The sequence below is a fragment of the Streptomyces sindenensis genome (genome assembly GCF_014649035.1).
Lineage (GTDB): Bacteria > Actinomycetota > Actinomycetes > Streptomycetales > Streptomycetaceae > Streptomyces > Streptomyces sindenensis.
Genome location: NZ_BMSG01000030.1, coordinates 1 through 24,295 on the forward strand (window position 1 = coordinate 1; position 24,295 = coordinate 24,295).

25 protein-coding genes are annotated in these 24,295 nt (G+C 72.4%); 13 read left to right on the forward strand and 12 right to left on the reverse strand.

Annotated features, from left to right (window positions below):
• Positions 1 to 38 precede the first annotated feature (38 nt).
• Positions 39 to 176 (reverse strand): HNH/endonuclease VII fold putative polymorphic toxin, encoded by a 138-nt coding sequence (locus tag IE145_RS34020; protein ID WP_189527911.1) that lies wholly within the window; start codon positions 174 to 176, stop codon positions 39 to 41.
• Here IE145_RS34020 and IE145_RS26140 point away from each other — a divergent pair.
• Positions 132 to 287 carry a PIN domain-containing protein gene (locus tag IE145_RS26140; protein ID WP_189527996.1) on the forward strand — a complete coding sequence of 52 codons (156 nt, stop codon included), beginning with the start codon at positions 132 to 134 and terminating at the stop codon, positions 285 to 287. The genes IE145_RS34020 and IE145_RS26140 overlap by 45 nt on opposite strands.
• A 9-nt stretch (positions 288 to 296) precedes the next feature.
• Here the strand turns inward: IE145_RS26140 and IE145_RS26145 are convergent, their stop codons facing one another.
• From IE145_RS26145 to IE145_RS26160, 4 genes are read right to left on the reverse strand one after another with little or no spacing between them, the layout of a single operon-like run.
• On the reverse strand, positions 297 to 1,574 hold the full coding sequence (locus IE145_RS26145) for an MFS transporter (protein WP_189527912.1): 1,278 nt from the start codon (positions 1,572 to 1,574) through the stop codon (positions 297 to 299).
• A 1-nt stretch (position 1,575) separates the two neighbouring features.
• Positions 1,576 to 3,342, reverse strand: a complete 1,767-nt coding sequence (locus IE145_RS26150; protein ID WP_189527913.1) for a condensation domain-containing protein — start codon at positions 3,340 to 3,342, stop codon at positions 1,576 to 1,578.
• Complete coding sequence (locus IE145_RS26155; protein ID WP_189527914.1) at positions 3,339 to 4,661, reverse strand: DUF6271 family protein; 1,323 nt, start codon at positions 4,659 to 4,661, stop codon at positions 3,339 to 3,341. The genes IE145_RS26150 and IE145_RS26155 overlap by 4 nt, the downstream gene beginning before the upstream one ends.
• Positions 4,643 to 5,758: a phytanoyl-CoA dioxygenase family protein gene (locus IE145_RS26160; protein WP_373296637.1), complete on the reverse strand. Its 1,116-nt coding sequence runs from the start codon at positions 5,756 to 5,758 to the stop codon at positions 4,643 to 4,645. The genes IE145_RS26155 and IE145_RS26160 overlap by 19 nt, the downstream gene beginning before the upstream one ends.
• A 321-nt stretch (positions 5,759 to 6,079) precedes the next feature.
• Between IE145_RS26160 and IE145_RS26165 the strand changes: the two genes are divergently transcribed.
• The 3 genes from IE145_RS26165 to IE145_RS26175 all read left to right on the forward strand — a co-directional run bounded on the left by IE145_RS26165 (position 6,080) and on the right by IE145_RS26175 (position 7,952).
• Positions 6,080 to 6,940: a class-II aminoacyl-tRNA synthetase family protein gene (locus IE145_RS26165; RefSeq protein WP_189527915.1), complete on the forward strand. Its 861-nt coding sequence runs from the start codon at positions 6,080 to 6,082 to the stop codon at positions 6,938 to 6,940.
• Between the two features lie 68 nt (positions 6,941 to 7,008).
• Positions 7,009 to 7,260: a hypothetical protein gene (locus tag IE145_RS26170; RefSeq protein WP_030584042.1), complete on the forward strand. Its 252-nt coding sequence runs from the start codon at positions 7,009 to 7,011 to the stop codon at positions 7,258 to 7,260.
• Positions 7,257 to 7,952 carry a 4'-phosphopantetheinyl transferase family protein gene (locus tag IE145_RS26175; RefSeq protein WP_189527916.1) on the forward strand — a complete coding sequence of 232 codons (696 nt, stop codon included), beginning with the start codon at positions 7,257 to 7,259 and terminating at the stop codon, positions 7,950 to 7,952. The genes IE145_RS26170 and IE145_RS26175 overlap by 4 nt, the downstream gene beginning before the upstream one ends.
• Here the strand turns inward: IE145_RS26175 and IE145_RS26180 are convergent.
• Positions 7,912 to 8,529, reverse strand: a complete 618-nt coding sequence (locus IE145_RS26180) for a TetR family transcriptional regulator (RefSeq protein WP_189527984.1) — start codon at positions 8,527 to 8,529, stop codon at positions 7,912 to 7,914. The genes IE145_RS26175 and IE145_RS26180 overlap by 41 nt on opposite strands.
• A gap of 263 nt (positions 8,530 to 8,792) precedes the next feature.
• On the opposite strand from IE145_RS26180, the gene IE145_RS26185 reads away from it, so the two are divergent.
• The 3 genes from IE145_RS26185 (at position 8,793) to IE145_RS26195 (ending at position 11,993) form a co-directional block, all read left to right on the forward strand.
• Positions 8,793 to 10,106, forward strand: coding sequence for a glycosyltransferase family 4 protein (locus IE145_RS26185; protein ID WP_189527917.1), 1,314 nt, complete (start codon positions 8,793 to 8,795; stop codon positions 10,104 to 10,106).
• A gap of 88 nt (positions 10,107 to 10,194) precedes the next feature.
• Positions 10,195 to 10,926: a class I SAM-dependent methyltransferase gene (locus tag IE145_RS26190; protein WP_189527918.1), complete on the forward strand. Its 732-nt coding sequence runs from the start codon at positions 10,195 to 10,197 to the stop codon at positions 10,924 to 10,926.
• A complete protein-coding gene (locus IE145_RS26195; RefSeq protein ID WP_189527919.1) occupies positions 10,923 to 11,993 on the forward strand; it encodes a prenyltransferase/squalene oxidase repeat-containing protein in 1,071 nt (356 codons plus the stop codon). Before IE145_RS26190 ends, IE145_RS26195 begins: the two co-directional genes overlap by 4 nt.
• A gap of 23 nt (positions 11,994 to 12,016) precedes the next feature.
• Here IE145_RS26195 and IE145_RS26200 read toward each other — a convergent pair whose 3' ends face one another.
• The gene (locus IE145_RS26200) at positions 12,017 to 12,307 is read right to left on the reverse strand and encodes a hypothetical protein (RefSeq protein ID WP_079149745.1); all 291 of its coding nucleotides are present in this window, start codon (positions 12,305 to 12,307) and stop codon (positions 12,017 to 12,019) included.
• Positions 12,308 to 12,435: 128 nt separating this feature from the next.
• Here IE145_RS26200 and IE145_RS26205 point away from each other — a divergent pair, with 128 nt between their 5' ends.
• Both IE145_RS26205 and IE145_RS26210 read left to right on the forward strand, forming a co-directional pair.
• Complete coding sequence (locus IE145_RS26205; protein WP_189527997.1) at positions 12,436 to 12,621, forward strand: hypothetical protein; 186 nt, start codon at positions 12,436 to 12,438, stop codon at positions 12,619 to 12,621.
• Between the two features lie 8 nt (positions 12,622 to 12,629).
• A complete protein-coding gene (locus IE145_RS26210; RefSeq protein ID WP_189527920.1) occupies positions 12,630 to 13,409 on the forward strand; it encodes a maleylpyruvate isomerase family mycothiol-dependent enzyme in 780 nt (259 codons plus the stop codon).
• Positions 13,410 to 13,427: 18 nt separating this feature from the next.
• Here IE145_RS26210 and IE145_RS26215 read toward each other — a convergent pair whose 3' ends face one another.
• The 5 genes from IE145_RS26215 to IE145_RS26235 all read right to left on the reverse strand — a co-directional run bounded on the left by IE145_RS26215 (position 13,428) and on the right by IE145_RS26235 (position 18,725).
• Positions 13,428 to 14,438, reverse strand: coding sequence for an LLM class F420-dependent oxidoreductase (locus tag IE145_RS26215; protein ID WP_189527921.1), 1,011 nt, complete (start codon positions 14,436 to 14,438; stop codon positions 13,428 to 13,430).
• 114 nt (positions 14,439 to 14,552) lie between these two features.
• Positions 14,553 to 15,401 (reverse strand): DUF5336 domain-containing protein, encoded by an 849-nt coding sequence (locus tag IE145_RS26220; protein ID WP_189527922.1) that lies wholly within the window; start codon positions 15,399 to 15,401, stop codon positions 14,553 to 14,555.
• A gap of 167 nt (positions 15,402 to 15,568) precedes the next feature.
• Complete coding sequence (locus IE145_RS26225) at positions 15,569 to 16,462, reverse strand: N-acetylmuramoyl-L-alanine amidase (RefSeq protein ID WP_189527923.1); 894 nt, start codon at positions 16,460 to 16,462, stop codon at positions 15,569 to 15,571.
• 35 nt (positions 16,463 to 16,497) lie between these two features.
• Complete coding sequence (locus IE145_RS26230) at positions 16,498 to 17,085, reverse strand: class I SAM-dependent methyltransferase (protein ID WP_373296639.1); 588 nt, start codon at positions 17,083 to 17,085, stop codon at positions 16,498 to 16,500.
• Positions 17,086 to 17,144: 59 nt separating this feature from the next.
• A complete protein-coding gene (locus IE145_RS26235) occupies positions 17,145 to 18,725 on the reverse strand; it encodes an MFS transporter (protein WP_189527925.1) in 1,581 nt (526 codons plus the stop codon).
• Between the two features lie 330 nt (positions 18,726 to 19,055).
• Between IE145_RS26235 and IE145_RS26240 the strand changes: the two genes are divergently transcribed.
• From IE145_RS26240 to IE145_RS26255, 4 genes are all read left to right on the forward strand, one after another.
• Positions 19,056 to 20,285 carry a lipid-transfer protein gene (locus IE145_RS26240; protein WP_189527926.1) on the forward strand — a complete coding sequence of 410 codons (1,230 nt, stop codon included), beginning with the start codon at positions 19,056 to 19,058 and terminating at the stop codon, positions 20,283 to 20,285.
• 268 nt (positions 20,286 to 20,553) lie between these two features.
• A complete protein-coding gene (locus IE145_RS26245) occupies positions 20,554 to 21,996 on the forward strand; it encodes an MFS transporter (protein WP_189527927.1) in 1,443 nt (480 codons plus the stop codon).
• Positions 21,997 to 22,244: 248 nt separating this feature from the next.
• Complete coding sequence (gene chsH3, locus IE145_RS26250; protein WP_189527928.1) at positions 22,245 to 23,099, forward strand: enoyl-CoA hydratase ChsH3; 855 nt, start codon at positions 22,245 to 22,247, stop codon at positions 23,097 to 23,099.
• Positions 23,100 to 23,187: 88 nt separating this feature from the next.
• Complete coding sequence (locus tag IE145_RS26255) at positions 23,188 to 24,264, forward strand: Zn-dependent alcohol dehydrogenase (protein ID WP_189527929.1); 1,077 nt, start codon at positions 23,188 to 23,190, stop codon at positions 24,262 to 24,264.
• Positions 24,265 to 24,295: the final 31 nt, after the last annotated feature.

The following is a 24,295-nucleotide window of genomic DNA, read 5'->3' on the forward strand; positions in this document are numbered from 1 at the left end:
CCCGCGCCGCCCTCGTCCTCAACGGAATCTGGAAGTGATCACCATTGAGAAAACCTCAGTGATTTGTCATAGTAGTAATGTTCCTCGGTTCCGGGTATTTGGCCATTTCGAGTGTCGTCAAACGGTCTTACGTGGATATGTGCTGGCTGCGGGCCGGGCGGCTGCCCATGGTCCACGAGGACCCCTTCGACCGGCTGCTCATCGCCCAGGCGCAGGCCCACCACCTCGTGGTCGTCACCCGGAGCGACTGGATCCCGCAGTACGACGTGGCAGTTATGCGGGTCTGATCCCAGGGGTCAGACCGCCGGCTCGCCCTCCGCCTTCCGGAGCATGCCCTCCGGTGCCCGCCGCAGCGCCCGGATCGCCGGGACGCTCAGCATCACCGCCAGCAGGGCGCACGACATCACCGACGAGAAGATCAGCACCTCGTTCGCGCCGAACGCGTCCGCCGCCGGGCCCGCCAGGGCGCGGCCCAGGGGGATGACCATGATGGAGCCCGCGACGTCGTACGCCGAGACGCGGCTCAGGACCGTCAGCGGGATGTGCGACTGCACGCTCGTCGCCCACATCACGCCCCAGAACGCGAAGCCGTAACCCGCGATCACGTGCGCGACCGCCGTGGCCGCGAAGGACCATTCCAGGGCCGGGGCCAACGGGTTGAGCGCGAAGCAGAGCATCGCCAGGGCACCCGCCACCAGCGGGCGGCGCGGGCGGACCCGCATGCCGATCAGGCCGCCGATGATCGTGCCCGCGCCGTCCGCCGAGGCGATCCAGCCGTACCCGCTCGCCCCGTGCTGCTCGATCATCAGCGCCGCGCCCAGCGGCAGCGCCGGGCCGAACACGAACAGGCCGTACACGGACCAGACCGCGATCACGCCCCACAGCCACTGTCGGGACCGGAACTCCTGCCAGCCCGTCGCCAGCCTGCGCCACATCGGGGCGTCGCCCTCGTCGCGTTCCGTGTGCAGCTTGCGCAGAGGGAGGAGGACGAGGGCGCTCAGCGCGTACGCCGCCGCGATGACGATGTACGAGCCCGACACCTGCCAGTACGCGACGAGGATGCCCGCCAGGCCCGGGCCCAGCAGGGTGCTCAGCGCCTCCGAGATGCGCAGCAGCGCGTTGGCCTTCTGGATGTCCTCCGCGACCCGGGGGACCATGCTCGCCATCCCTGGCTGGAACATCGCCGTCGCGGCCCCGCTCAGCGCCATCAGCCCCATGATCTGCCACAGGGGGACGCTGTCGGAGGAGAAGAGGAGAGTGGCCAGCGTCAGCATGGCCAGCATGCGGGCCACGTCCGCGCAGATCATCATCAGCTGGGGCGTGAAGCGGTCGGCCAGCACCCCGCCGAACAGCACCAGCAGCACGATCGGGGTCATCCACGCCGCCAGCGCGTACCCGACGCCGCTCGCCCCGTGGCCCGCCCCCAGCACCGCCGTGGTCAGCGAGACCATCAGCATGCCGTCGGCCAGCAGCGACGCGCTGCGGGCCGTGAAGAACAGCCGGAACCGGGTCGACCGCCAGGGGCTCGGCAGCGCGGCCGACGGCTGCGGGAGGGTCGTGTCGTCAACGCTCATGTCACACCTGCCGGCTTCTGCCGGTCCCTTCCTCGATGATCTCCAGCCGACGCCATGCGTCGCTCCGGTCCGGCTCGGTGGGCGGGTTCTCCACGAGTACGTAGCGGTGGGGCGCCAGGACCCCCGAACCGGCGGCCGGGATGAGGGCGGTCAGCGCCCGGTGGGCCCCGGTGGGTGTCAACGGGGTTGCGCCGCAGGCGATGTACGCCGTCAGGTGCGGCTCCGCGCCGGACGCCTCGGTCACCTCCACCCGCACCGGCAGTCCGCCCACCGCCCGGCCGAGGGCCTCGCGCACGGCGTCCGGCGAGACCCAGCAGCCGTCCACCCGCAGCCAGTCGGGCCCCCGTTCGGCGGGACGCACTCCCGTCACCTCGGCCAGCGCCTCCATCCGCACGTCCCCGGCGGCGGCCGCCTCCAGGAGCAGGACCAGGCCGGAGAGGAACCCCTCCGCCTCCCGGGGGGTGAAGAGCGAGGGGGCGGCCCACAGGGAGATGTGCAGCTGGGGCGCCGTCCGGTACGTGAAGGCGAGCAGCCGGGTCGGCAGGGCCTGGGGCGGCCCCCAGGTCAGCTCGTGCTCGGCGTCGTCGCGCTCCTGGGCGTCCGTGCCCAGGAGCGGGGCGGGCAGGGCGCTCACGTCGTTGAACACCACGTCCCGGCCGAAGTGGCTGCCGCGCTCGGCGGTGACCCGGCCGATCATCTCCCACAGCCGTACGGAGTCGAACTGGCTGTGCCGGTAGGCGTTGAGCACCGCGCCCCAGGTCCTGGCGACCAGGGCGTCGAAGGCGGGCGCCCGGACGTCCAGGTGGAGCAGCGCGTCCTGGGACGTGGTGGTCACCGAACGGGCCACGCGGGCGTGGAACCGGTTGGCGCTCGGGACGGCGGTGACACAGCTGTCCTGGCCCGCCCGGTGGGCCACCAGGGCGCACCAGGCGGCCTTCAGCACGGTCGCCTCGGGGTGCCCGGTCCGGCGGGCCGCCCCGGCGAGCGCCCGGCCGCCCCGGCGGGAGCGGAGCGTCAGCTGCCGGGCCTCCTCGTCGGTCCCCGGCCTCCTGCCGCGCGGCTCCGCGAACATCTCCTGCGGTCCGGTGCGGAGGATCCGCTCCCAGTACCGCAGGGACGCCTCCGACTTCCGCAGCCCGGCCGGGGACGCCTCCACGGCGGCCAGGTCGACCGGGGGCAGGGAGGTGAGCTCCGGCAGTTCCTTGCCCGCCAGCAGTTCGGCGAACTCCTCGCGCAGGATGGCCATCGCGCTGCCGTCGGCCACCGCGTGGCTGAACGCCAGTGCCACGTGGACCGGTTGTCCGGCCACGGTGAGCAGGGTGATCCGCAGCGGGAACTCCCGATCCAGCGCGAAGCGCCCGGCCCGGGCCGCCCGTGCCACCGACTCCGCGTACCCCGCAGGGTCGTCGGGGAGTCCGGTGTGGTCGAGGACGGTCACCGTGAACGTGCCCTCGGCCGCCACGACCTGGTCGACCGGTGCGGCCCCCGGCTGGTGCGGGAAGGTGGTGCGCAGCCCCTCGTGCCGTACGGCCAGGGCGTGCAGGGCGTCGGTGACGGCCTCGGAGGTGGTGCCTTCGGGGACCGGCCACACATCGTGGATGTTGATGTGGGTGGGGTCGTCCCGCAGGATGCAGCGGATCATGTTGGCCTGGCCCATGGTGATCGGGCCACGCCGCTCCTCACCGCCCGCGTAGGCGACGGTGACCGTGGTCGTGGTGGTGTGCGGGGGGTTCGGGTGCATGGAGTCCTCGCCGACGGCTGGGGTCATCGGGTCACGGCCAGGCCCGCGTCGGCACTCGCACCGGTCAGGGCCTCCCAGTGGTCCATCAGGTGCGCGAAGTCGGCCATGTCGTCGCGGGCCTCGTCCAGGAGCCGGGAGCGGCGGCCGGCGAGCGTGTCCGCGACCGCCGTGTAGCGGCCGCCGAGCCGGCGGTAGGCGCGGTCGATGAGGTCCAGGCGGCGGGCGTTCTCCGCTCGGTGCGGATCTGCGCTGTCCCGGACAAAACCGGCCACCACGGATGCCTTGATGTGGCCCTCCGCGTCGAGCAGCGCGTCGCCGGCCGCCGCCGTCCTCGCGTACACCGCGTTCAGGTACGTCTTCGACAGCAGGAACTTCGCGAACCGGACCTGGTACGCCAGGAACCCGTCGTCCGTACGCCGCTCCTCCGTGTGGAAGTTCACGATGTGCCGGTTGTGCTGGAGGCCGGGCAACCCGGCGTCGTGGGTGAGGTGGAGCAGGAAGTAGTCCGTGCCGATGGTGTCCGTGGCGGGCGGCAGCGGCACCCGCCGGTAGACCTCGTGGTCCAGTGCCACGTTGCACATGTCCACGCGCATCGGGCTGATCGGGGCGAGCGTGGTGTGGTCGCCGTCGAACGTCCCGTTCCCCGCGCCCCGGAAGGACGCGTCGATCAGGTGGTTGCGCCAGATCTCCGGGGAGCCCTCGGGCAGCGACAGGCCGACCAGTTCGCGGTACGTGTCCGGGTCGAGGTCGCGGATCTCCGCGACGTCCACCGACATCTCGCCCACGAACGAGCCGCCCGCGACCGCCACACGCCGGTCGCCCGAGCCCGGTGGCAGCTTGCTCCTCGCCGCCGACTTCCTTATCCCGTCCGCCCGTTGGCCCAGGTAGGTGAGTTCCTGGTGGAGGGGGAAGACCGGTTCGCCGTCGACGGCCTGGTAGCGGCTGTCGGAGTCGCGGCGGTGGACGGAGGTGCAGCCCAGGGCCTCGGCGATGAGGAACGCCCGGTTGGTGCACGCCCCGTAGGAGACGCGGGAGGGCAGCATCAGGTCCAGCAGCCGGTCCGCCGAAGCCGAACCCGAAGGTATGCCGGTGCGGGCGATCGCCTCGCGGAGGAAAGCCCGCTGCTCGTTCTCGTCGAGGTGGTGGACGGTCACCCCCGGCGACGCGGGCAGCGCGGCCACCGTCTTCCGGTGTTCGGCGAGCACCGGCGCGGGTGAGGAGTCCAGGACCAGGAGGTGTATCTCCGCCCCGAACTCCCTTGCCCCGTACGCCGCTTCCTCGGCGATCGACTCGATCGTCCCGGTGCACGCCCGGTGCGTGGGCAGGGTCAGGCAGACGCGGCGCACGAAGGCTCCCCGCTCCGCGCGGCGGGTGCCGTGGTGTCGGCGTTCCCGGCGTCCCCGACCGGGTCCTGCCAGGAGGCCAGCCCCAGCAGCCGGCTGCCCAGCGGGTTCAGCTCGGCCGTCGGGTAGCGCTTGGACTCGGGCAGCACCGGGTCGCCGACCAGGGTGCGGTTCCAGCGCGGGGTGCGCAGATGGCGCCAGGACTCCACCCGGGACTTCCGCAGCCGCTCGTGCTCCTCCAGTGCGGGCATCATCGACAGGTACTGCACGGCCCGCACCCCGTTCTCGGAGAGGTTCCGCGCCACCCCGTGGGCCAGCAGGCCGTTCCAGATGAGCAGGTCACCGGGGCGCAGATCCGGCCGTACGACGGGGAGTTCGTCCCGGTCGATCGCCGGGCGCAACGGGTCCCGGTCCGCGGGCTGGGCGACCTTCCAGGCGTCGAACTGCCGGAACAGCTCCGGGCAGCACTGGAAACCGCCCGTCTCCGGCCGGGTGTCGTTGAGCGCGATGATGCCCTGCACCCGCTGCGGCGGCACGGCGAGCGTGGTGTCGATGTCCCAGTGCAACTCGATGTCGAAGCCCCGGTCCGTCGGCTCGATCAGCGCGCGGTCGCGGTTGCCCCGGTTGGGCGGGTTGAGGTTGAGCCGGTCCAGGGTGACCCACAGCTCCTCGCAGTCCCACACGTCGACGAAGGCGTCGTACACCCGCTGCGACTGCCGGTTGTCCCACAGGAGTTGGTGGTGGTAGGCCTCCACGAAGCCGTAGATGTGCAGTTGCTGGTCCAGCTCCGAGCGCAGTGGCCGGTCCTCGTACCAGCTTTCCGGGCGATCCGGGTCCAGGCCCTGGAACTTCCAGGTGAAGTCGAGCAGCCGGCGGGCCGTCGCCGCCGGTATCGCCTCGCGGACGATGACGTAGCCGTACGTCTGCCAGTGCGCGAAGTCCTCCTCGGACAGCACGCGCAGCGGACGTGATTTGTCCAGCTCCCGCAGGGCCGTCTGCGCGAGGTAGGCCTCACCGTCCGCGCTGAAGTACGGGATGTCCGACGCCGCCCGGTGCAGGCGGGGCCGGCGGCGGGGGGCGGGGGTCGTCATGAGGTTCATGGCAGGTTCTTCTCCTCGGCCGGCCGCGCGGCGACCCCGGGGGAGCGGGGTCGCCGCGGTCGGCGGGACGGATGGCAGTGCCGTGGTGCGAGGAGCCGTGACCACGTCGATCAGCAGGATTGGTCCAGACCGCCCGGACTGTCAAGTGCCGGTTACATATGGGCATATGGCATGCCGACCTGTGCCCGTTGGCCACGGAACCGATACCTTCCGTTCGGTATCTTTGGTCTAGACAACAGGTGAGCGGTGGGCCTAGTGTCCAAGGGTGTGGTCGGGTTCGTGACGACCCGTCAGTCCGCTTTTCCAGAAAGACGCGGTTCCATGAACACACCCAGCATCACCGCCCTGCCGGACATCGAGCTGAAGAGTCCCGGCGCCGGGCTGATCACGCTGGACCCGGTCCGCACCGCCCTGCTGCGGGGCCTGGACGGCCTGCTGACCGGTCTGGCCGCGCGGCTCTCCGCCCCCGAGGTGGTCGGGCCGCCCCTGCTCTCCGCCGACGGGCTGGCGCGGCTGGACTTCTTCCGCAACTTCCCCCATCTCGGCGTGTCCACGGGCCGGTTCGGCCCGGACGTGCTCGACGGGCTGGCCTCCGGCGGTTCGCCCCGGGATCTCCCGCTCCATCCGACCGGCCATGTGCTGCCGTCCGCGACCTGCTACGGCCTGCTGCTCTCCCTGGAGGGCGCGGACGTCGGCGAGGACGGGCTGCGGCTCTCGGCGGCCGGTCGCTGCTTCCGCAACGAGACCCACTACGACGGCCTGCGCCGGCTGTGGGGGTTCCACATGCGTGAGGTGCTCTACCTCGGGACCAAGGACGGGGCCGCCGAACACCAGGAGCGCGGCGGGGAGTTCATCCAGGAGGTGGCCGGGCGGCTCGGGCTTGCCCTGACCCGGGCGGCGGCCGACGACCCGTTCTACGACAACGGGGGGTCCCGAGCCCGGCTGATGGCGCTGGACCCGGTCAAGTACGAGTACAGCGCCCCCGACGGCACGGCCATCGCCTCCGTCAACCGGCACCGCAACTTCTTCGGTGAGCGGCTCGGCATCCGCGCCGGCTCCCACGGGTCCGCGTACAGCTCCTGCGTCGCCTTCGGTGTCGAGCGCTGGGTGCACGCGATGATCCTCGCCCACGGCACGGCCGAACAGGCCCTGGAGCGGCTCCGGGCCACCGCCGGGGCCTGACCTCCGCCCTGCCCTTCGGCCACCGCAACGGCTCAGTCGCCAGAACAGCAAGAGGAGCGATTTCCCCCATGGACCAGGTCTCCGCGTGGCTCCACGAGAAGAACCCCGGCCTCGACGGCCCGATCGGCGTGGACGAGGACCTCATCGAAGCCCGCCTCATCGACTCGATGGACTTCCTGGAGTTCATCGACCTCCTGGAAGAGATCTCGGGCAGCAGCATCGATCTTCAGGAGGTCACCATCGACGACTTCCGCACCCTCGCCCGCGTCAAGGAGCGCTTCCTCGACCCGGCCGGCCACGCGGAGGTCCCGGCCGGGTGAGCGCAGGCCCCGGCCGGGTGGGCGCCGGCGCCGTCGCGCTCACCGCCACCACCGCCGAGGTGCTGGACCACCCGGAGCTGGACGAGGGCCTGCTCGCCCCGTGGGAGCGGCGCCGGCTCGCGGGCATCCGGGTGCCCTCCCGGCGCGACGACGTGCTGGCGGCCCGGCTGCTGCTCCGGCTGTGCGCATCCCGGGCCACCGGACTGCCGCCCCGGGACGTCGCGCCCGCCCAGCGCTGCCCCGGGTGCGGGCGGGACGGGCACGGCCGGCCGTATCTTCCGGGCCACCCCGGTCTGGGGGCGAGTTTCAGCCACGCCGACGGTCTGACCGCGGCGGTGGTCGGGCCGGGCCCGGTCGGTATCGACGTGGAGCCCCTGACGCGTCGGCCGGGGCCCGTCTCCGTACTGCGGAGGCTGCTGCCGCCCGATGAGGTGGACGCCGCCTGCGCCGAGCCCGATCCCGGTCCGGCGCTGCTGCGGTTGTGGGTCCGGCGGGAGGCGTTGTTCAAGGCGGGGAGGGACGACGTCGGGCTGACCGAGTGGACGGACCGGCGCCGCGCGGCCGTCGTCGCCCTCGCCGGAGCGGACGGAGCGGCCAGGGCACCCGGACCGCCTCTCAGCCCGGCCCCGCTCCTCAGCCCCGCCCCGCCCCTCAGCCCCGCCCCGGCTCCGGCTCCGCCGTCAGGTCGATGAGGCGGCAGACCGTCTCGATGTCGATCTTCACCTGGGCGATCGACGCCCGCCCCGACAGCCAGGTGATCAGCGCCGAGTGCCAGGTGTGCTCGATGACCCGGACCGCCGAGAGCTGCTCCGGCGTCGGGTGCTCCAGGCCCATCGCGTCCAGAATGATCGCCGTGGTGAGCCGGGAGACCGTGTCCACCTCGGGGCTCACGCTGCGGTCCGCGAAGGTGAGGGCGCGGACCATGGCGTCCGCGAGGTGCGGTTCGCGTTGCAGGGCGCGGAAGGCGCGCATCAGGGTCTCCGCCACCCGCTGGGCCGCTTCCTCGCCGGCCGGCGGGCGCTTGCGGAGCGTGGTGTGCAGGTGCTGGAGCTGGTCCTGCATGGTCGCGACCAGCAGATGGATCTTGGACGGGAAGTAGCGGTAGAGCGTGCCCAGCGCGACCCCGGCGGCCTCGGCCACCTCCCGCATCTGCACCGCCTCGAACCCGCCCCGGCTGGCCAGCTGGGCGCTGGCGTGCAGGATGCGGCGGCGACGGGCCTCCTGGCGCTCGGTCAGCGCAGGCGCTGCCGGTCTGGCGTCCGCGGTCATGCTGTCCCCGTTCCACGATCCACGATCCATGGCTTGATCCACCCGGACAGGCGAAGCGGGCCGTCCGGGCGCGCACAGCATGCCAGGGCGTCCGTCGTGGCGCGAATCACCTGATCCGGCCGTTCCGCAGACGCTACCTGCCGGTAGATTCGACGCACGTCGAGCGATCAAGTATGAAACTTGTTCAGCTGAGTCTGAAACTTGTTCTAGATTAGCGCGACCGGTTACGCTCCGGCGAACACGCAGTCAGAAGGGGGCCGAGTGTGACCGCTGAGGCCATAGAGACAGGCCCCCGCACGGGCGACGGCAGCACCACCGGGACCGGCGACCGGCCGTTGCGCATCGCACTCCTCACGTACAAGGGCAATCCTTTCTGCGGCGGCCAGGGTGTGTACGTACGCCACCTCGGGCGGGAGCTCGCGCGGCTCGGGCACAGCGTCGAGGTCATCGGCGCCCAGCCCTACCCGGTGCTCGACGAGGGCGTCCCGCTGACCGAGCTGCCCAGCCTGGACCTCTACCGGCAGCCCGACCCGTTCCGTACGCCGAGGCGCGGCGAGTACCGCGACTGGATCGACCTCGCCGAGGTCGCCACCATGTGGACCGGCGGCTTCCCCGAACCGCTCACCTTCAGTCTGCGCGCCCGCCGCCACCTGCTCTCCCGGCGCGGCGAGTTCGACGTCGTCCACGACAACCAGACCCTCGGGTACGGGCTCCTCGGCGACCTCGGGGCCCCGCTGGTGACGACGATCCACCACCCGATCACCGTGGACCGCAGGCTCGACCTGGCCGCCGCGGCGAGCCGCCGCCGACGCGCCTCCGTACGCCGCTGGTACGCCTTCACCCGGATGCAGAAGCGGGTCGCCCGCAAGCTGGACACCGTCCTCACCGTCTCCGGCTCCTCCCGCGACGAGATCGTCGAGGACCTCGGCGTGCGCAAGGACCGGATCAGCGTCGTCCACATCGGGGCCGACACCGACCTGTGGTCGCCCGACCCCTCCGTCCCCGAGGTCCCGGGCCGCATCGTCACGACCTCCAGCGCCGACGTCCCCCTCAAGGGCCTCGTCCACCTCGTCGACGCGCTCGCCAAACTCCGCACCGAGAACCCGGCCGCCCACCTCGTGGTCGTCGGCAAGCGCGCCGAGGACGGGCCGGTCGCCCGCGCGATCGAGCGGCACGGGCTCGCGGACGCCGTCGAGTTCGTCAAGGGCATCAGCGACGCCGAGCTGGTCGACCTGGTGCGCGGCGCCCAGGTCTCCTGCGTGCCCTCGCTGTACGAGGGTTTCTCGCTGCCCGCCGCCGAGGCCATGGCCACCGGCACCCCGCTCGTCGCCACCACCGGCGGCGCGATCCCCGAGGTCTCCGGCCGCGACGGGGAGACCTGTCTCGCCGTCCCGCCCGGCGACGCGGACGCGCTGGCCGGGGCGCTGGCCCGGCTGCTGGGCGACCCGGAGCTGCGCGCCCGGCTCGGCGCTGCGGGCCGGGCACGGGTGCTGGCCAACTTCACCTGGGCCCGCGCCGCCGCCGGAACGGCCGAGCTGTACCGTCAGGCGATCGCCGCCCGCGGAGTCCGCAGGTGACCGCCGACCTCCGGGCGGCCGCGCGCCCCCGGGCGACCGCGGACCCGCTCGTCACCACCCGTACCTCCGACCTCGAAGGCAGGCCCTCGTGCTGACCGTCGACTTCACCCGCTTCCCGCTCGCCGCCGGCGACCGAGTGCTCGACCTGGGCTGCGGTGCCGGCCGGCATGCCTTCGAGTGTTATCGGCGCGGGGCGCAGGTCGTCGCCCTCGACCGGAACGGCGAGGAGATCCGCGAGGTCGCCAAGTGGTTCGCCGCGATGAAGGAGGCCGGCGAGGCCCCCGAGGGCGCCACCGCCACCGCGATGGAGGGCGACGCCCTCAACCTGCCTTTCCCCGACGACTCCTTCGACGTCGTGATCATCTCCGAGGTCATGGAGCACATCCCGGACGACAAGGGCGTCCTCGCCGAGATGGTCCGGGTGCTCAAGCCGGGCGGCCGGATAGCCATCACCGTGCCCCGTTACGGCCCCGAGAAGGTCTGCTGGACGCTCTCCGACGCGTACCACGAGGTCGAGGGCGGTCACATCCGCATCTACAAGGCCGACCAGCTCCTCGCCCGGATCCGCGAGGCCGGACTCAAGCCGTACGGCACGCACCACGCGCACGCCCTGCACTCGCCGTACTGGTGGCTCAAGTGCGCCTTCGGCGTCGACAACGACAAGGCCCTGCCGGTGCGGGCGTACCACAAGCTGCTGGTCTGGGACATCATGAAGAAGCCGCTCGCGACCCGGGTCGTCGAGCAGCTCCTCAACCCGGTCGTCGGCAAGAGTTTCGTCGCGTACGCCACCAAGCCGCACCTTCCGAAGGCCGAGGCGTGAGCACCCCCGAACGGACCGAGCACCTCGTTCTTCCCGGTGTCCTGACGGCATCCCAGGCCGCCGAGACGGTCGCCGCGATCGCCGCCGTACAGCGGGAGGACGGGGCGCTGCCCTGGTTCCGGGGGCACCACCTCGACCCGTGGGACCACACCGAGGCCGCGATGGCCCTGGACGCGTCCGGCGAACACGAGGCCGCGGCCCGCGCCTACGAGTGGCTCGCCCGCAACCAGAACGCCGACGGCTCCTGGTACGCCGCCTACCACGACGGCGATCCGCAGCAGCCGACGGACCGGAGCCTGGAGAGCAACTTCTGCGCCTACGTGGCCGTCGGCGTCTGGCACCACTACCTCGCCACCGGCGACGACGCGTTCGTCGACCGGATGTGGCCCACGGTCTACGCGGCGGTCGAGTTCGTGCTCCGGCTCCAGCAGCCCGGCGGCCAGATCGGCTGGAAGCGGGAGCCCGACGGCACCCCGGTGAACGACGCCCTGCTGACCGGATCCTCCTCGATCCACCAGGCGCTGCGCTGTGCGCTCGCCATCGCCGAGCGCCGCGAGGAGGCGCAGCCCGACTGGGAGTTGGCGACCGGGGCGCTGGCGCACGCGATCCGCAGCCACCCCGAGCGCTTCCTCGACAAGAACCGCTACTCGATGGACTGGTACTACCCGGTCCTCGGCGGCGCGCTCACCGGCGCCGAGGCCACCGCCCGTATCCAGGAGGGCTGGGACCGCTTCGTCGTTCCCGGACTCGGGGTGCGCTGCGTGCTGCCCAACCCCTGGGTGACCGGCGGCGAGAGCTGTGAACTCGCCCTGGCCCTCTGGGCGACGGGCGAGTCGGACCGGGCCCTGGAGATCCTCCAGTCCATCCAGCACCTGCGCGCCGAGGGCGGGCTGTACTGGACGGGGTACGTCTTCGAGGGCAGCAAGGCCGTCTGGCCCCAGGAGCTGACCACCTGGACGGCGGGCTCCCTGCTGCTCGCGGTGGCCGCGCTCGGAGGGGACGAGGCGACCACCGCGGTCTTCGGGGGCGAGCGGCTGCCGGTCGGCCTGGAGCCGGGCTGCTGCTGAACACCGCCCGGGGCGGGGCCGGTTCAGCGACGGAGCCGGCCCGCCACGGCGTGCCCGATGAAGAGGTAGACCGCGGCCGCGAGACCGTAACCGGCGACGACGTTCGCCCACGTCCGGTCGAACGTGAACAGGTCGTACGACCAGCCGGCCAGCCAGCGGGCCGAGTCGTGCACCCACTGCACGAAGTCGTTGCCCCGGTTGGCGTCCAGCAGGTACATCAGGATCCAGAGGATGATGATGAAGGCCAGGACGTCGGCCACGACGGCGATGACGCGGGCCGCTGAGCTGCTTCCTGAACGGGTTCTGGGAGACATGGAACTCTGGTTGCCGCTTTACGCAGGGTGAAACCCGGGCGGACCGCACCGAGTGGCGACCCTTGGGGCAGCGGGCGAGCGCGAGCGGGAGTGCCGAGGTTCGTCACTCTCGGTCAGGAGGCTCCGTCGTGCACCGTTCCGTACCGCTCCGCCGCACCCTGGCCGCGCTGCTGCTGTCCTGCAACCGGCTCGGGGCCGCGGCGGAGAACGCCAAGGGCGACCCGCTGCTGTCGAAGGCCGTCGCGCCGCTCACCGCCGGGGCCGGACGGCACCCGCCGGATATCGAAATGATCACCCCGGGTTCCGCCGGTTAGGGTGCCGCATGACGTCTCTGACCCACGACCGCTACTGCGACGAGATCCTGGCCCAGACCGACGCCCTGCGCGCGGTGCTGACCGGTGCCGATCTCGGCGTGACCGTACCCACCTGCCCCGACTGGACGCTCCGCGAGCTCGCGGTGCATGTCGGCGGCGCCCACCGCTGGGTCGGCGAAATAGTCCGCACCCGGGCCACCGAGGAGGTCCCGGAGGACAAGGTGCCCGGCCTGGAGGGGCCGGACGGCACGGACCCGGCCGCGCTGGACGCCTGGCTCGCCGAAGGCGCGGCCGCCACCGTCGCCGCGCTGCGGGAGGCCGGGCCGGACGCCGAGGTGTGGACCTGGGTGACGGAGCGGCGCACGGCCTTCTGGGCGCGCCGCATGACGCACGAGACGGCCGTGCACCGGGCCGACGCGGCGCTTGCCGCCCGCGCCCCGTACGAGGTCGACGCGGAGGTGGCCGCCGACACCATCGAGGAATGGCTCGGCATCGTCGCCCTGGCCCAGGAGGGAGGCGACCCGGAGGCGGCCGAACTCCGGGGCGGTGGACGCTCGTTGCACCTGCACGCCACCGACGTGCCCGGTGCGGAGTGGCTGATCGAGTTCGGCGAGGACCGCTTCACCTGGCGGCACGCGCACGAGAAGGCCACGGTCGCGCTGCGCGGCACGCTCACCGATCTGATGCTCGTCTTCAACCGCCGCCTGAAGCCCACCGACCCACGCGTGGAGGTACTGGGCGACGCGGCGCTGCTGGACTTCTGGCTGGACCGGTCCTCGTTCGGCTGAGCACCCTGACGACAGCGCCTAGGAGTTGAGCTCCGCCAGGACCCGTAGCGTGTGCGGGTCCGGGGCGGTGACCAGCAGATCCGTCACCGGGCCCGCGCGCCACAGCTCCAGCCGCTCCGCGATCCGGGCGCGCGGCCCGATCAGCGCGATCTCATCGGCGAACGCGTCCGGCACCGCCCGCACCGCCTCCTCCTTGCGGCCCCGGAGGAACAGTTCCTGGATCCGCCGGGCCTCTTCCTCGAACCCCATGCGGGCCATCAGATCGGCGTGGAAGTTGCGGGCCGCGTGCCCCATCCCGCCGATGTAGAAGCCCAGCATCGCCTTCACCGGCCACAGCCCCTCGGCCACGTCGTCGCAGACGTGCGCGCGGGCCATCGGCGCGACCATGAAACCGTCCCGGAGCCCGGCCAGGGAGGCTCCGTAGACGTCGGCGCGCAGCGGCGACCAGTACAGCGGCAGCCAGCCGTCCGCGATCTCCACCGTCTGCGCGATGTTCTTCGGGCCCTCCGCCCCCAGCAGCACCGGGAGCGAGGCGCGCAGCGGATGCGTGATCGGCTTCAGCGGCTTGCCGAGCCCGGTGGCGTCCGGGCCGTCGTAGGGATGGGGGTGGAAGCGGCCCGCCAGCTCGACCGGCCCCTGCCGCGCCAGCACCTGCCGGATCACCGCGACGTACTCCCGGGTCGCCGTCAGCGGGCTCCTCGGGAACGGCCGTCCGTACCACCCCTCCACCACCTGCGGCCCCGACAGGCCGAGCCCCAGCAGCATCCGGCCGCCGGAGAGATGGTCCAGGGTCAGCGCGTGCATGGCCGTCGCGGTGGGGGTGCGGGCGGCCATCTGGACGATGCCGGTCCCCAGCCGGATCCGCGCGGTGTGGGCGGCGATCCAGGTCAGCGGTGTGAAGGCGTCCGAGCCCCAGGCCTCCGCCGTCCACACCGAGTCGTAGCCGAGCCGCTCCGCCTCCTGGACCAGGGCGAGCTGGCCGGGATCCGGGCCGCGACCCCAGTACCCGAGCGCGAGTCCGAGCCGCATACCGTTCCCTCCAGCGATTGCTGACGAAGTGTCACATCGGGTCGGTGCGGGTTGGACTGTACGACAACGGCCCCCCGCCCGGAAGGGCGAGGGGCCGCGGTGTGTGCGTCGGGATCAGCCGCGCTGGATGCCCGTGGTGTCCTGGAGGACACCACGACGGCCGTCCTGCGTCTGGGCGATCAGGCTCTGGCCGCGCTGCTCCACCGCGAGGTACCAGGTGCCCGGCGCCAGCTCGGCGATCGGGTTCGGCGAACCGTCCTCGCCGTACAGCGGGCGCGCCACCGGAACGGCGAACCAGAACGGGGCGAAGTCACCCGCCGGGGCCGCGCCGCCCGGCGCGGGCTGCTGGGCCTGGGCCTGCGGCGCCTGGTCGGCCGGGGCGGGCTGGCCCTGCTGGGGCGCGCCCGGGTAGCCGTATCCCTGGCTCGGCTGGGCACCGTACGGCGCCTGCTGCTGGCCGCCCGGGTAGCCGTAGCCCTGGCTCGGCTGGGCACCGTACGGCGGCTGGCCGCCCTGCACGCCCTGCGCCGGGCCGGCCGGGCTGAGGAGCGGGGCCTTGAGGAAGGGCACCAGCGGTCCGGCGATCGCGGCGCCGGCGAGCACGATGGTGGCGAGCAGGCCGAGAATCAGGCCCGCCCCGGCGCTGCTGATGTCGAGGATCGTCCAGAAGGCGGTCCACAGCGCGAAGACGGCGAGCGCCGCACCGAACTGGCCGAGATCCAGTCCGGCGACCTTGCGGCCCGGCATCGCGCGGCTCACGATCACCAGCGCCGCCGCGATGACGCCGGCGAGGAAGATGCTCATCAGGATGCCGAGCGCGTCCCACGCGTTCGGGTTGTCGATCCGGGAGCAGTCGATGCCCGTCGGGCAGTAGCTGGAGTAGTCGAGGAAAGAGGCGATGAACAGCACGACCGCTGCTCCGATCACCACGCCGTCGCCTCGTGTGAGGGATCGGATATTCACGTGAAGGTCCTTAGTCGGTCGTCTCGTCGGGGCGGTCGTCGCTGCCGCCGGTGCGGCTCGAAGCTCGGGAGCGGCTCCCCATCGTACGGATGAATCTATCGTCTGCCCGGGCGGGTTGCTCCCGAGCCCGGGTCATGAGCGGGTATCCCCCCAATATCACCGCAGAACTACCCCTTCAGGTAGCTGGTAATGCCGTCGGCCAATCCCTGGGCCGCCTTCTGCCGCCAGCTCGCACGGGTGAGCAGTGCGGCATCCTTCGGATCACGCATATTGCCGCATTCGACGAACACTTTGGGCACGGTCGACAGATTCAGTCCGCCGAGATCATCCCGGGTGTCCAGGCCGGTATTTCCGCCGACGTAATTGGAAGGCGCGCTTCCGGTCGTGCGGGCGAAGTGTCCCGCGATCCTCGCGCCGAGATCGGCGGAACTCTTCACGATCTTCGAGGTGTCCGATCCGCCGCCCCTGACCGCGGCGGGCAGGATCACATGGAAGCCCCGGTTGCCCACCGCGGATCCGTCGGCGTGCACCGAGACCACCGCGTCGGCCTGCGCCTCGTTGCCGATCCGGGCCCGCTCGTCGATGCACGGCCCGAACGGCCGGTCCGCGTCGTGCGTCAGCCGGACCCGGGCTCCCTCGGCCTCCAGCAGCGCCCGCAGCCGGTGGGAGACGTCGAGGGTGAACCGGGCCTCCGCGTAACCGTCGTTCGTGGCCGTACCGGTCGTATCGCACTCCTTGCGACCGGTGCCGATGTCGACCTGCTGGTTGATCTCCCGGGTGTGGTCGCGGTTTCCCGGATTGTGCCCCGGGTCGATCACCACGGTCCGGCCGGTCAGCGCACCCTTCGGCAGCGGCTTCGCGGAAGCGGAGGCGGAGGCGGACGGCTCGGCAGGAGTGGGGGAGGCGGCGTCCGCGCCGGGCCGGGGCGAGGCCGCGCCGGTCCCGCCGGGTTCCGGACTGCCGCCGCACCCGGCGGCGGTCAGGCATACGGCGGCCAGCGCGGCGGCCACGGGCAGAGGCCGGGCACGGCGGGTGGGGGGAGGGCTGTCGTCGTACGGCACGCGGCGATGCTACCCATCCGGCCGTCCCGGGCGGCTCAGATCCCGGTGCCCGTGCGGCGCAGCACGCGCAGCGAGTCCGTCACCGAAACCTCCGTGAACGCGCCCGAGGCCAGCGCCCGCCCATGGATCCGGTACGGGGCCTGCCCGCCGTCGGCCGGGTCGGGGAACACGTCGTGGATCACCAGCAGCCCGCCCTCGACGACATGCGGGGCCCAGCCCTCGTAGTCGGCGTTCGCGTGCTCGTCGGTGTGCCCGCCGTCGATGAAGACGAGCCCGAGCGGTCCGCTCCACACGGCGGCGACCTGCGGGGAGCGCCCGACCAGCGCCACCACGTGGTCCTCCAGGCCGGCCCGGCGCAGGGTGCGGCGGAAGGTCGGGAGCGTGTCCATCAGCCCGACCTCCGGGTCCACCACGCTCGGGTCGTGGTACTCCCAGCCCGGCTGCTGCTCCTCGCTGCCCCGGTGGTGGTCGACGGTGAGCGCGGTCACCCCGGCACCTCGCGCCGCGTCCGCGAGAAGGATGGCGGAGCGCCCGCAGTACGTGCCCACCTCCAGCAGCGGCAGTCCGAGCGCGCCGGCCTCGGTGGCGGCGGCGTACAGCGCGAGGCCCTCGTGGACCGGCATGAAGCCCTTGGCGGCCTCGAACGCGGCGAGCGTGTCCGGGGACGGGGAGGGGGTGGCGGTCACGGGGTTCCTCCAGGTGGGGGCGGTTCTGCTGACGACGGCGCCCCATCGTGCCGTACGGTCCGGCCGGCCGTCGCAGCGGGGGCCCGCCGGACCGGGGCGACTGGAGCGGGCCCGGTGTCCGCGCTGCTCGCCAGGAGCACCGGGTGGGCGGAGGGCCGCTGCGCGGGCAGGAACGCCGCCAGCACCAGGCCGATCAGGACCGCGCCCGCGGCGATCAGGAACGAGATCCGGAACCCCTCCATGGACGGCACCTCGACCGAGCCCGTCGTCACGGAGGTGTTGGCCAGCACCATGCCGATGACGGCGCTCGACACCGAGGTGCCGATGGACCGCATCAGGGTGTTGAGGCCGTTGGCCGCGCCGGTCTCCGACGGGTCGACGGCGCCGATGATCAGGGCGGGCAGCGAGGAGTAGGCCAGGCCGATGCCCGCGCCGAGCACCACCGCGATCAGCACGGTCTGCCAGGCGGCGGAGAGCAGGCCGAGCCCGGCCCCGTAACCGACCGCGATGACCAGCATGCCGAGCATCAGCGTGGTCTTGGGGCCCCGGCGGGCCGAGATCCGGGCGTACAGCGGGGCGACGAACATCATCGTCACGCCCAGCGGGGCAACGCAGAGCCCGGCGACCACCATGGACTGCCCGAGGCCGTAACCGGTCGACGTGGGCAGTTGGAGCAGTTGCGGCAGGACCAGGGAGACCGCGTAGAAGGCGACCCCGACCATGATCGAGGCGAGGTTGGTGAGCAGCACCTCGCGGCGGGCGGTGGTGCGCAGATCGACCAGCGGCGCCGGGGTGCGCAGTTCGAACAGGCCCCACAGCACCAGGGTGACCACGGACGCGGCGAGCAGCCCCAGGGTCGGCGCCGAGGTCCAGCCCCAGTCGCTCCCCTTGGTGACCGGCAGGAGAAGGAGGACCAGGCCGAGCGAGAGTCCGAGGGCGCCGACGAGGTCGAAGGAGCCGGGCGCGCGCAGCGGAGGTTCGGGGACGAACCTGTACGTCAGCACCATCGCGAGCAGACCGAGCCCGGCCGACCCGAGGAACAGGGCGTGCCAGTCGGCGTGCTGGGCGACCAGTGCGGCGACGGGCAGCGCGAGCCCGCCGCCCACGCCGATGGAGGAGCTCATCAGGGCCATCGCCGAGCCGAGCCGCTCGCGCGGCAGCTCGTCGCGCATGATGCCGATGCCGAGCGGGATGGCGCCCATGGCGAAGCCCTGGAGCGCGCGGCCGGTGATCATCACGATCAGGTCGTCGGTGGAGGCGCAGATCAGCGAGCCGATCACCATCACGGCCAGCGAGGCGAGCAGCATCCGGCGCTTGCCGTGGAGATCGCCGAGGCGGCCCATGATCGGGGTCGAGACGGCGCCCGCGAGCAGGGTCGCGGTCATCACCCAGGTGGCATCGGCCGGAGCGGCGTCCAGCAGGACCGGCAGGTCCTTGATGACCGGGACGAGCAGGGTCTGCATGACCGCGACGGTGATGCCCGCGAACGCGAGGACGGGCACGATGCCGCCGGAGCGCCGCGCTTTCGGCGGCTCGGGAAGCTCCTGTGCGTGCCGTATCCGTCGCGTCCGTCGCATGCGTGGGGCCTCCCGGGCAGCCTTCGGTCACCCGGGCTCCCCCCAAGTGCGTGCAGGGTGAACGCTTCTGGGTGGCGCTGCTATTCCGGCTGTTCCCGCACGGATCCCGCAGTCTTCTGACCTTCCGTCAGATTGAAACGTGTTCTACTCTTGCGCCGTTCCCGTGGCTGCGACCGGTGGAGGCTCGCAAGGGCAAGGGCAAGGGCAAGGGCAAGGGCAGGGGCAGGGGCAGGGGCAGGGGCAGGGGCAGGGGCAGGGGCAGGGGCACGGCGATCGGTACCGGCACGGGGCTGAACGCCCCTTCCACCACGACGAGCAGGAGTCGGAAAGATGAAGGCCTACATCGTCGGCGTCGGCATGACGAAGTTCGAGAAGCCCGAATCCCGCGACTGGCAGTACTGGGACATGGTCCGCGAGGCGGGCGCCGCCGCCCTGACGGATGCCGGGATCCGCTACGACCAGGTCGAGCAGATCCCCGTCGGCTACTGCTTCCAGGCTTCCACGGCCGGGCAGCGAGCCGTCTACGAGCTGGGGCTGACCGGCGTCCCCGTCTACAACGTCAACAACAACTGCGCCACCGGGGCCACCGCCCTGATGCTGGCCCGGCAGTTCGTCGAGGGCGGCGGCAGCGACTGCGTCCTCGCCGTCGGCTTCGAGAAGATGGCCCGGGGCGCGCTCGGCGGGGGCTCCGGTGGGGGCTCCGGTGGGGGTTCCGGCGGGGGTCCCGGCGGGGGCGACTTCGCGACGTCGCCCGTCGCCCGGCACTACGGCGTCATGGCGGCCGGCCACGGCTTCGCGACGTCCCCGCCCACCGCCCAGATCTTCGGCAACGCGGCCCGCGAGCACATGGCGCGGTACGGGACGACGCCCGCGCAGCTCGCGGCCGTCGGGGTCAAGAACCACCGGCACTCGGTCGACAATCCGTACGCCCAGTTCCAGGACCCGTACACGGTCGAGGAGGTCCTCGCCGCCCGTACCGTCCACCGCCCCCTCACCAAGCTCCAGTGCTCGCCCACCTCCGACGGTGCGGCGGCGGCCGTCGTGGTCTCGGAACGGTTCGTCGAGCGGCACGGTCTGGGGGAGCGGGCCGTGGAGATCGCCGCCCAGGCCATGACCACCGACACCGAGGCGTCGTTCGCCTCCGGCAGCTGTATCGACGCGGTCGGCGTCCCGATGTCGAAGGCCGCCGCCGAGCAGGTGTACTCCGCTTCGGGGCTGGGCCCCGACGACCTCGACGTCATCGAGCTGCACGACTGCTTCTCCGTCAACGAACTCCTCACCTACGAGGCGCTGGGTCTTTGCGGCGAGGGGGAGTCCGGTGAGCTCGTCGAGTCCGGGGCCACGACCTACGGCGGCCGGTGGGTGGTGAACCCGTCCGGCGGGCTGATCTCCAAGGGGCACCCACTGGGCGCCACCGGCATCGCCCAGGCCGCCGAGCTGACCTGGCATCTGCGCGGCGAGGCCGGAGCCCGCCAGGTCCCCGGCGCCCGGACCGCCCTTGCCCACAACATCGGCCTGGGAGGGGCGGCGGTGGTCACGCTCCTGCGACGCGGGGCCTAGGACCTCAGGACCTAGGGGGTGCTGCCTCTCCGGTCATCGGATCGTTGGTCCGATGACCGGAAAGGCGCCCCCTGGGTGTTCGGTCCTGCTGCCTGCTGCCTGCTGCCTGCTGCCTGCTGCCCGCTGCCTGCTGCCCGCTATTCGCGGCCGGGCCCCGCCCGTGCGGGACGTTCCGGGGGCCGGGCCGGAGTAGGACCTCCGTCCCGGTGGCCGGGGCCCGGGACCTGGATCCGATACCCGATGTACGGGCCACGCGACGCCTGCGACCATGGCCGACATGCCCGATGTCTCCGCGCCCGCCGCCTCCCCCGCCTCCTCCCGCATACGCCCCAGCACCTGGGCCGTCGTGCTCGCCGCCTGCACCGGCCAGTTCCTGGTCGTCCTCGACGTCTCCGTCGTCAACGTGGCGCTGCCCTCCATGCGGGCCGACCTGGGGCTGAGCACGGTGGGCCTCCAGTGGGTCGTGAACGCCTACTCGATCGCGTTCGCCGGGTTCATGCTGCTGGGCGGGCGGGCCGCCGACATATACGGGCGCAAGCTGATGTTCCTCGTCGGGCTCGGCCTCTTCACCGCCGCCTCCCTCGCGGGCGGCCTCGCCCAGGAGGGCTGGCAGCTCCTCGCCGCCCGCGCCGCACAGGGGCTCGGGGCCGCCGTCCTCGCGCCCGCCACCCTCACGATCCTCACCGCCGCTGTGCCCGAGGGGCCGGCCAGGACGAAGGCGATCGGGACCTGGATGGCGGTCGGGGCGGGCGGCGGCGCGGCCGGCGGGCTCATCGGCGGGGTCCTCACCGACGCCCTCTCCTGGCGCTGGGTCCTCCTGATCAACGTGCCCATCGGCGCGCTCGTCCTGATCGGCGCCGCCCTGCGTGTCACCGAGGGCCGCGCGGGCGACCGCCGCCGCATCGACCTGCTGGGCGCGGTGCTGGTCACCGCGGGCCTCGCCGCCGTCGCGTACGGCATCGTCCAGACCGAGGCCGAAGGCTGGACGGCCCCCGCCACGCTCGTGCCACTGCTCTTCGGACTCGCGCTGCTGGCCGCCTTCGTGCTGGTGGAGGCGCGGACCGCCGTTCCGCTGATCCCGCTGCGCGTCTTCTCCGTACGGGCCGTCTCCTCGGCCAACGTATCGATGCTGCTCATGGGGTCGGCGACCTTCTCCATGTGGTACTTCATGACCGTGTACGCCCAGAACGTCCTGGGGTACACACCGTTGCAGGCCGGCCTCGCGCTGATCCCGACCTCGGCCGCCGTCGTCATCGGCTCCAAGCTGGCCCCGCGCCTCATGATCCGCACCGGGGCGAAGCGCCTCGCCGTCGCCGGCGTCCTGATCACCGCCGCGGGCTTCGGCTGGCAGTCCACGATGGGCGTGGACGGCTCCTACCTCACCGCGATCTGCCTGCCCGGCGTCCTGATGATGGCCGGTGCCGGTCTCGCCTCCACCCCGCTCGCCACCCTCGCCACCTCCGGCGCGGAGCCGGGCGACGCCGGACTGGTCTCGGGCCTGGTCAACACCTCCCGCACCATGGGCGGCGCGCTGGGCCTCGCGGTGCTCTCCACCGTCGCCGCCGCGCGCACCGCGGGCTCCGGCGACACGGCCGAGATCACCGCCGGATACGCCATGGCGTTCCGCACCGCGAGCGGCGTGCTGCTGGCCGGGGTGATCGTGATGCTGCTCTGGCTGCCGAACCACCGCACGCCCCGGCCCACGGCGTAAGCCCCCGCGATCTGACGCAGCGTCAGCACTCTTCCCAACTTCCGGGACCTGCGTTATACATGGGCCATCGGCATCGGCTAGAACGCGTTCTAGAAGGAGTGTGCCTGCTCCCGAAGGGGCGTGCCCTGCCGGTCTCCGCGCGACCTCGGCGCGGCCGACGGTGCGGACGTCCGCGCCGAGGTCTCTCCACCGCCACGGACCACCCAGGACACCCAGGACACTCAGGACCATCAAGGAGCTGCTTCGTCATGCCCATTGATGCCTCAGCGGCCCTCGCCGCCGAACCCCGCCGGGCCGAGATCGGCTGGGACCACAAGGACGTCCAGCTCTACCACCTCGGTCTGGGCGCGGGCACCCCCGCCACCGACCCGGACGAACTGCGCTACACCCTGGAGTCCCGGCTCCAGGTGCTGCCCAGCTTCGCCACCGTCGCGGGCGCGGGCACCGCCGCCTTCGGCGGGATGGGGGTGCGGGGGATCGACGTGGACCTCACCGCGGTCCTGCACGGCGGCCAGACCGTACGCGTCCACCGCCCGATCCCGGTGACCGCACGGGCCGTCCAGACCTCGAAGGTCGCGGCGGTGTACGACAAGGGCAAGGCCGCCGTCATCGTGCTGCGTACCGAGGCGAGCGACGACGACGGACCGCTGTGGACCAACGACGCCCAGATCTTCGTACGCGGAGAGGGCGGCTTCGGCGGGGAGCGCGGGCCGTCCGACCGGCTCACCGTGCCCGAGCGGGCCGCCGACCGTACGGTGGAGCGCCCGATCCGCGACGACCAGGCGCTGCTCTACCGGCTCTCCGGTGACTGGAACCCGCTCCACGCCGACCCCGCCTTCGCCAAGCTCGCCGGGTTCGACCGGCCGATCCTGCACGGGCTGTGCACGTACGGCATGACCCTGAAGGCGGTCACCGACACCCTCCTGGACGGTGACGTCTCCCGGATCACCGCCTACCGCACCCGGTTCGCCGGAGTGGTCTTCCCCGGCGAGACCCTCCGTATCCGGATGTGGGCGGAGGACGGCCGCGTCCAGGTCACGGTCACCGCCGCCGAGCGCGACGACGCCCCGGTGCTCGCCGACACACGCGTCGAGCACTCCTGAATCCCGTCGAACCCCTCCGAATCCCGTCGAACCCTTCTGAATCCCGCGACCACTCTTTCTTGGCAGCCGATCCGAGGGAGCCCCACCCATGCGCGCAGCCGTACTGCACGAGACAGGCCAGGAGAAGCTCGAAGTCCTCGACGACGTCGAGGCGGTGGGCTTCGGCCCGGGAAAGGTCAGGCTCCGCATCCGGGCCACCGGGCTCTGCCACTCCGACGTCTCCGCGATGAGCGGCGTCCTGCCGCAGCCCGCCCCCTTCATCCCCGGTCACGAGGGCGCGGGCGAGGTCGTGGACGTCGGCGACGGGGTGAGTGGGCTGAGCGCCGGCGACCGGGTCCTCGTCTGCTGGCTGCCCGCCTGCGGGGACTGCCCGTCCTGCAAGCGCGGCCAGACCCACCTGTGTCTGGCGGGCTTCATGAACGCGGGCACCCCCAACTTCAGGCGCCCCGGCGGGGACGTCTTCGGCTTCGCCGGCACCGGCACCTTCACCGAGGAGGTCGTCGTCGGCGCGGGCTGCGCGGTGCCGATCCCCGACGACGTACCGTTCGAGATCGCCGCCCTGATCGGCTGCGGGGTCACCACCGGACTCGGCGCGGCCATCAACACGGCCCAGGTGGAGGCCGGTTCGTCGGTCGCGGTGATCGGCTGCGGCGGTGTCGGCATCTCCACGATCCAGGGTGCCCGGGTGCGGGGCGCGGCCCAGATCGTCGCCGTCGACCCGGTCGCCTCCCGGCGTGAGGCCGCCCTCCGCTTCGGCGCCACCGAGGCCGTGGCCCCCGACGAGCTGGCCGACGCCAAGCAGCGCGTCACCGGCGGCGAGGGCTTCGACTACGTCTTCGAGGTCGTCGGCAGGTCCGCGACCGCCCGCACCGCCTACGAGACCACCCGCCGCGGCGGCACCCTGTGCGTCGTCGGGGCCGGGGCCATGGACGACACCTTCCAGGTCAACATGTTCGAGCTGTTCTTCGACGAGAAGCGCATCCTGCCCTCCATGTACGGCGGCGGGGACGTCCTGCGCTCCTACGAGCGGGCCGTCGCGCTCTGGCGGGCGGGCCGCATCGACCTGGAGTCGATGATCACCCACCGGGTCCGGCTGGACGGGATCAACGACGCCCTGGACCAGATGCGCACGGGTGAGGCGCTGCGTACCTGCGTCGAGCTCTGAACCCCGCCCGCACCCGAGGAAGCCGAGGACC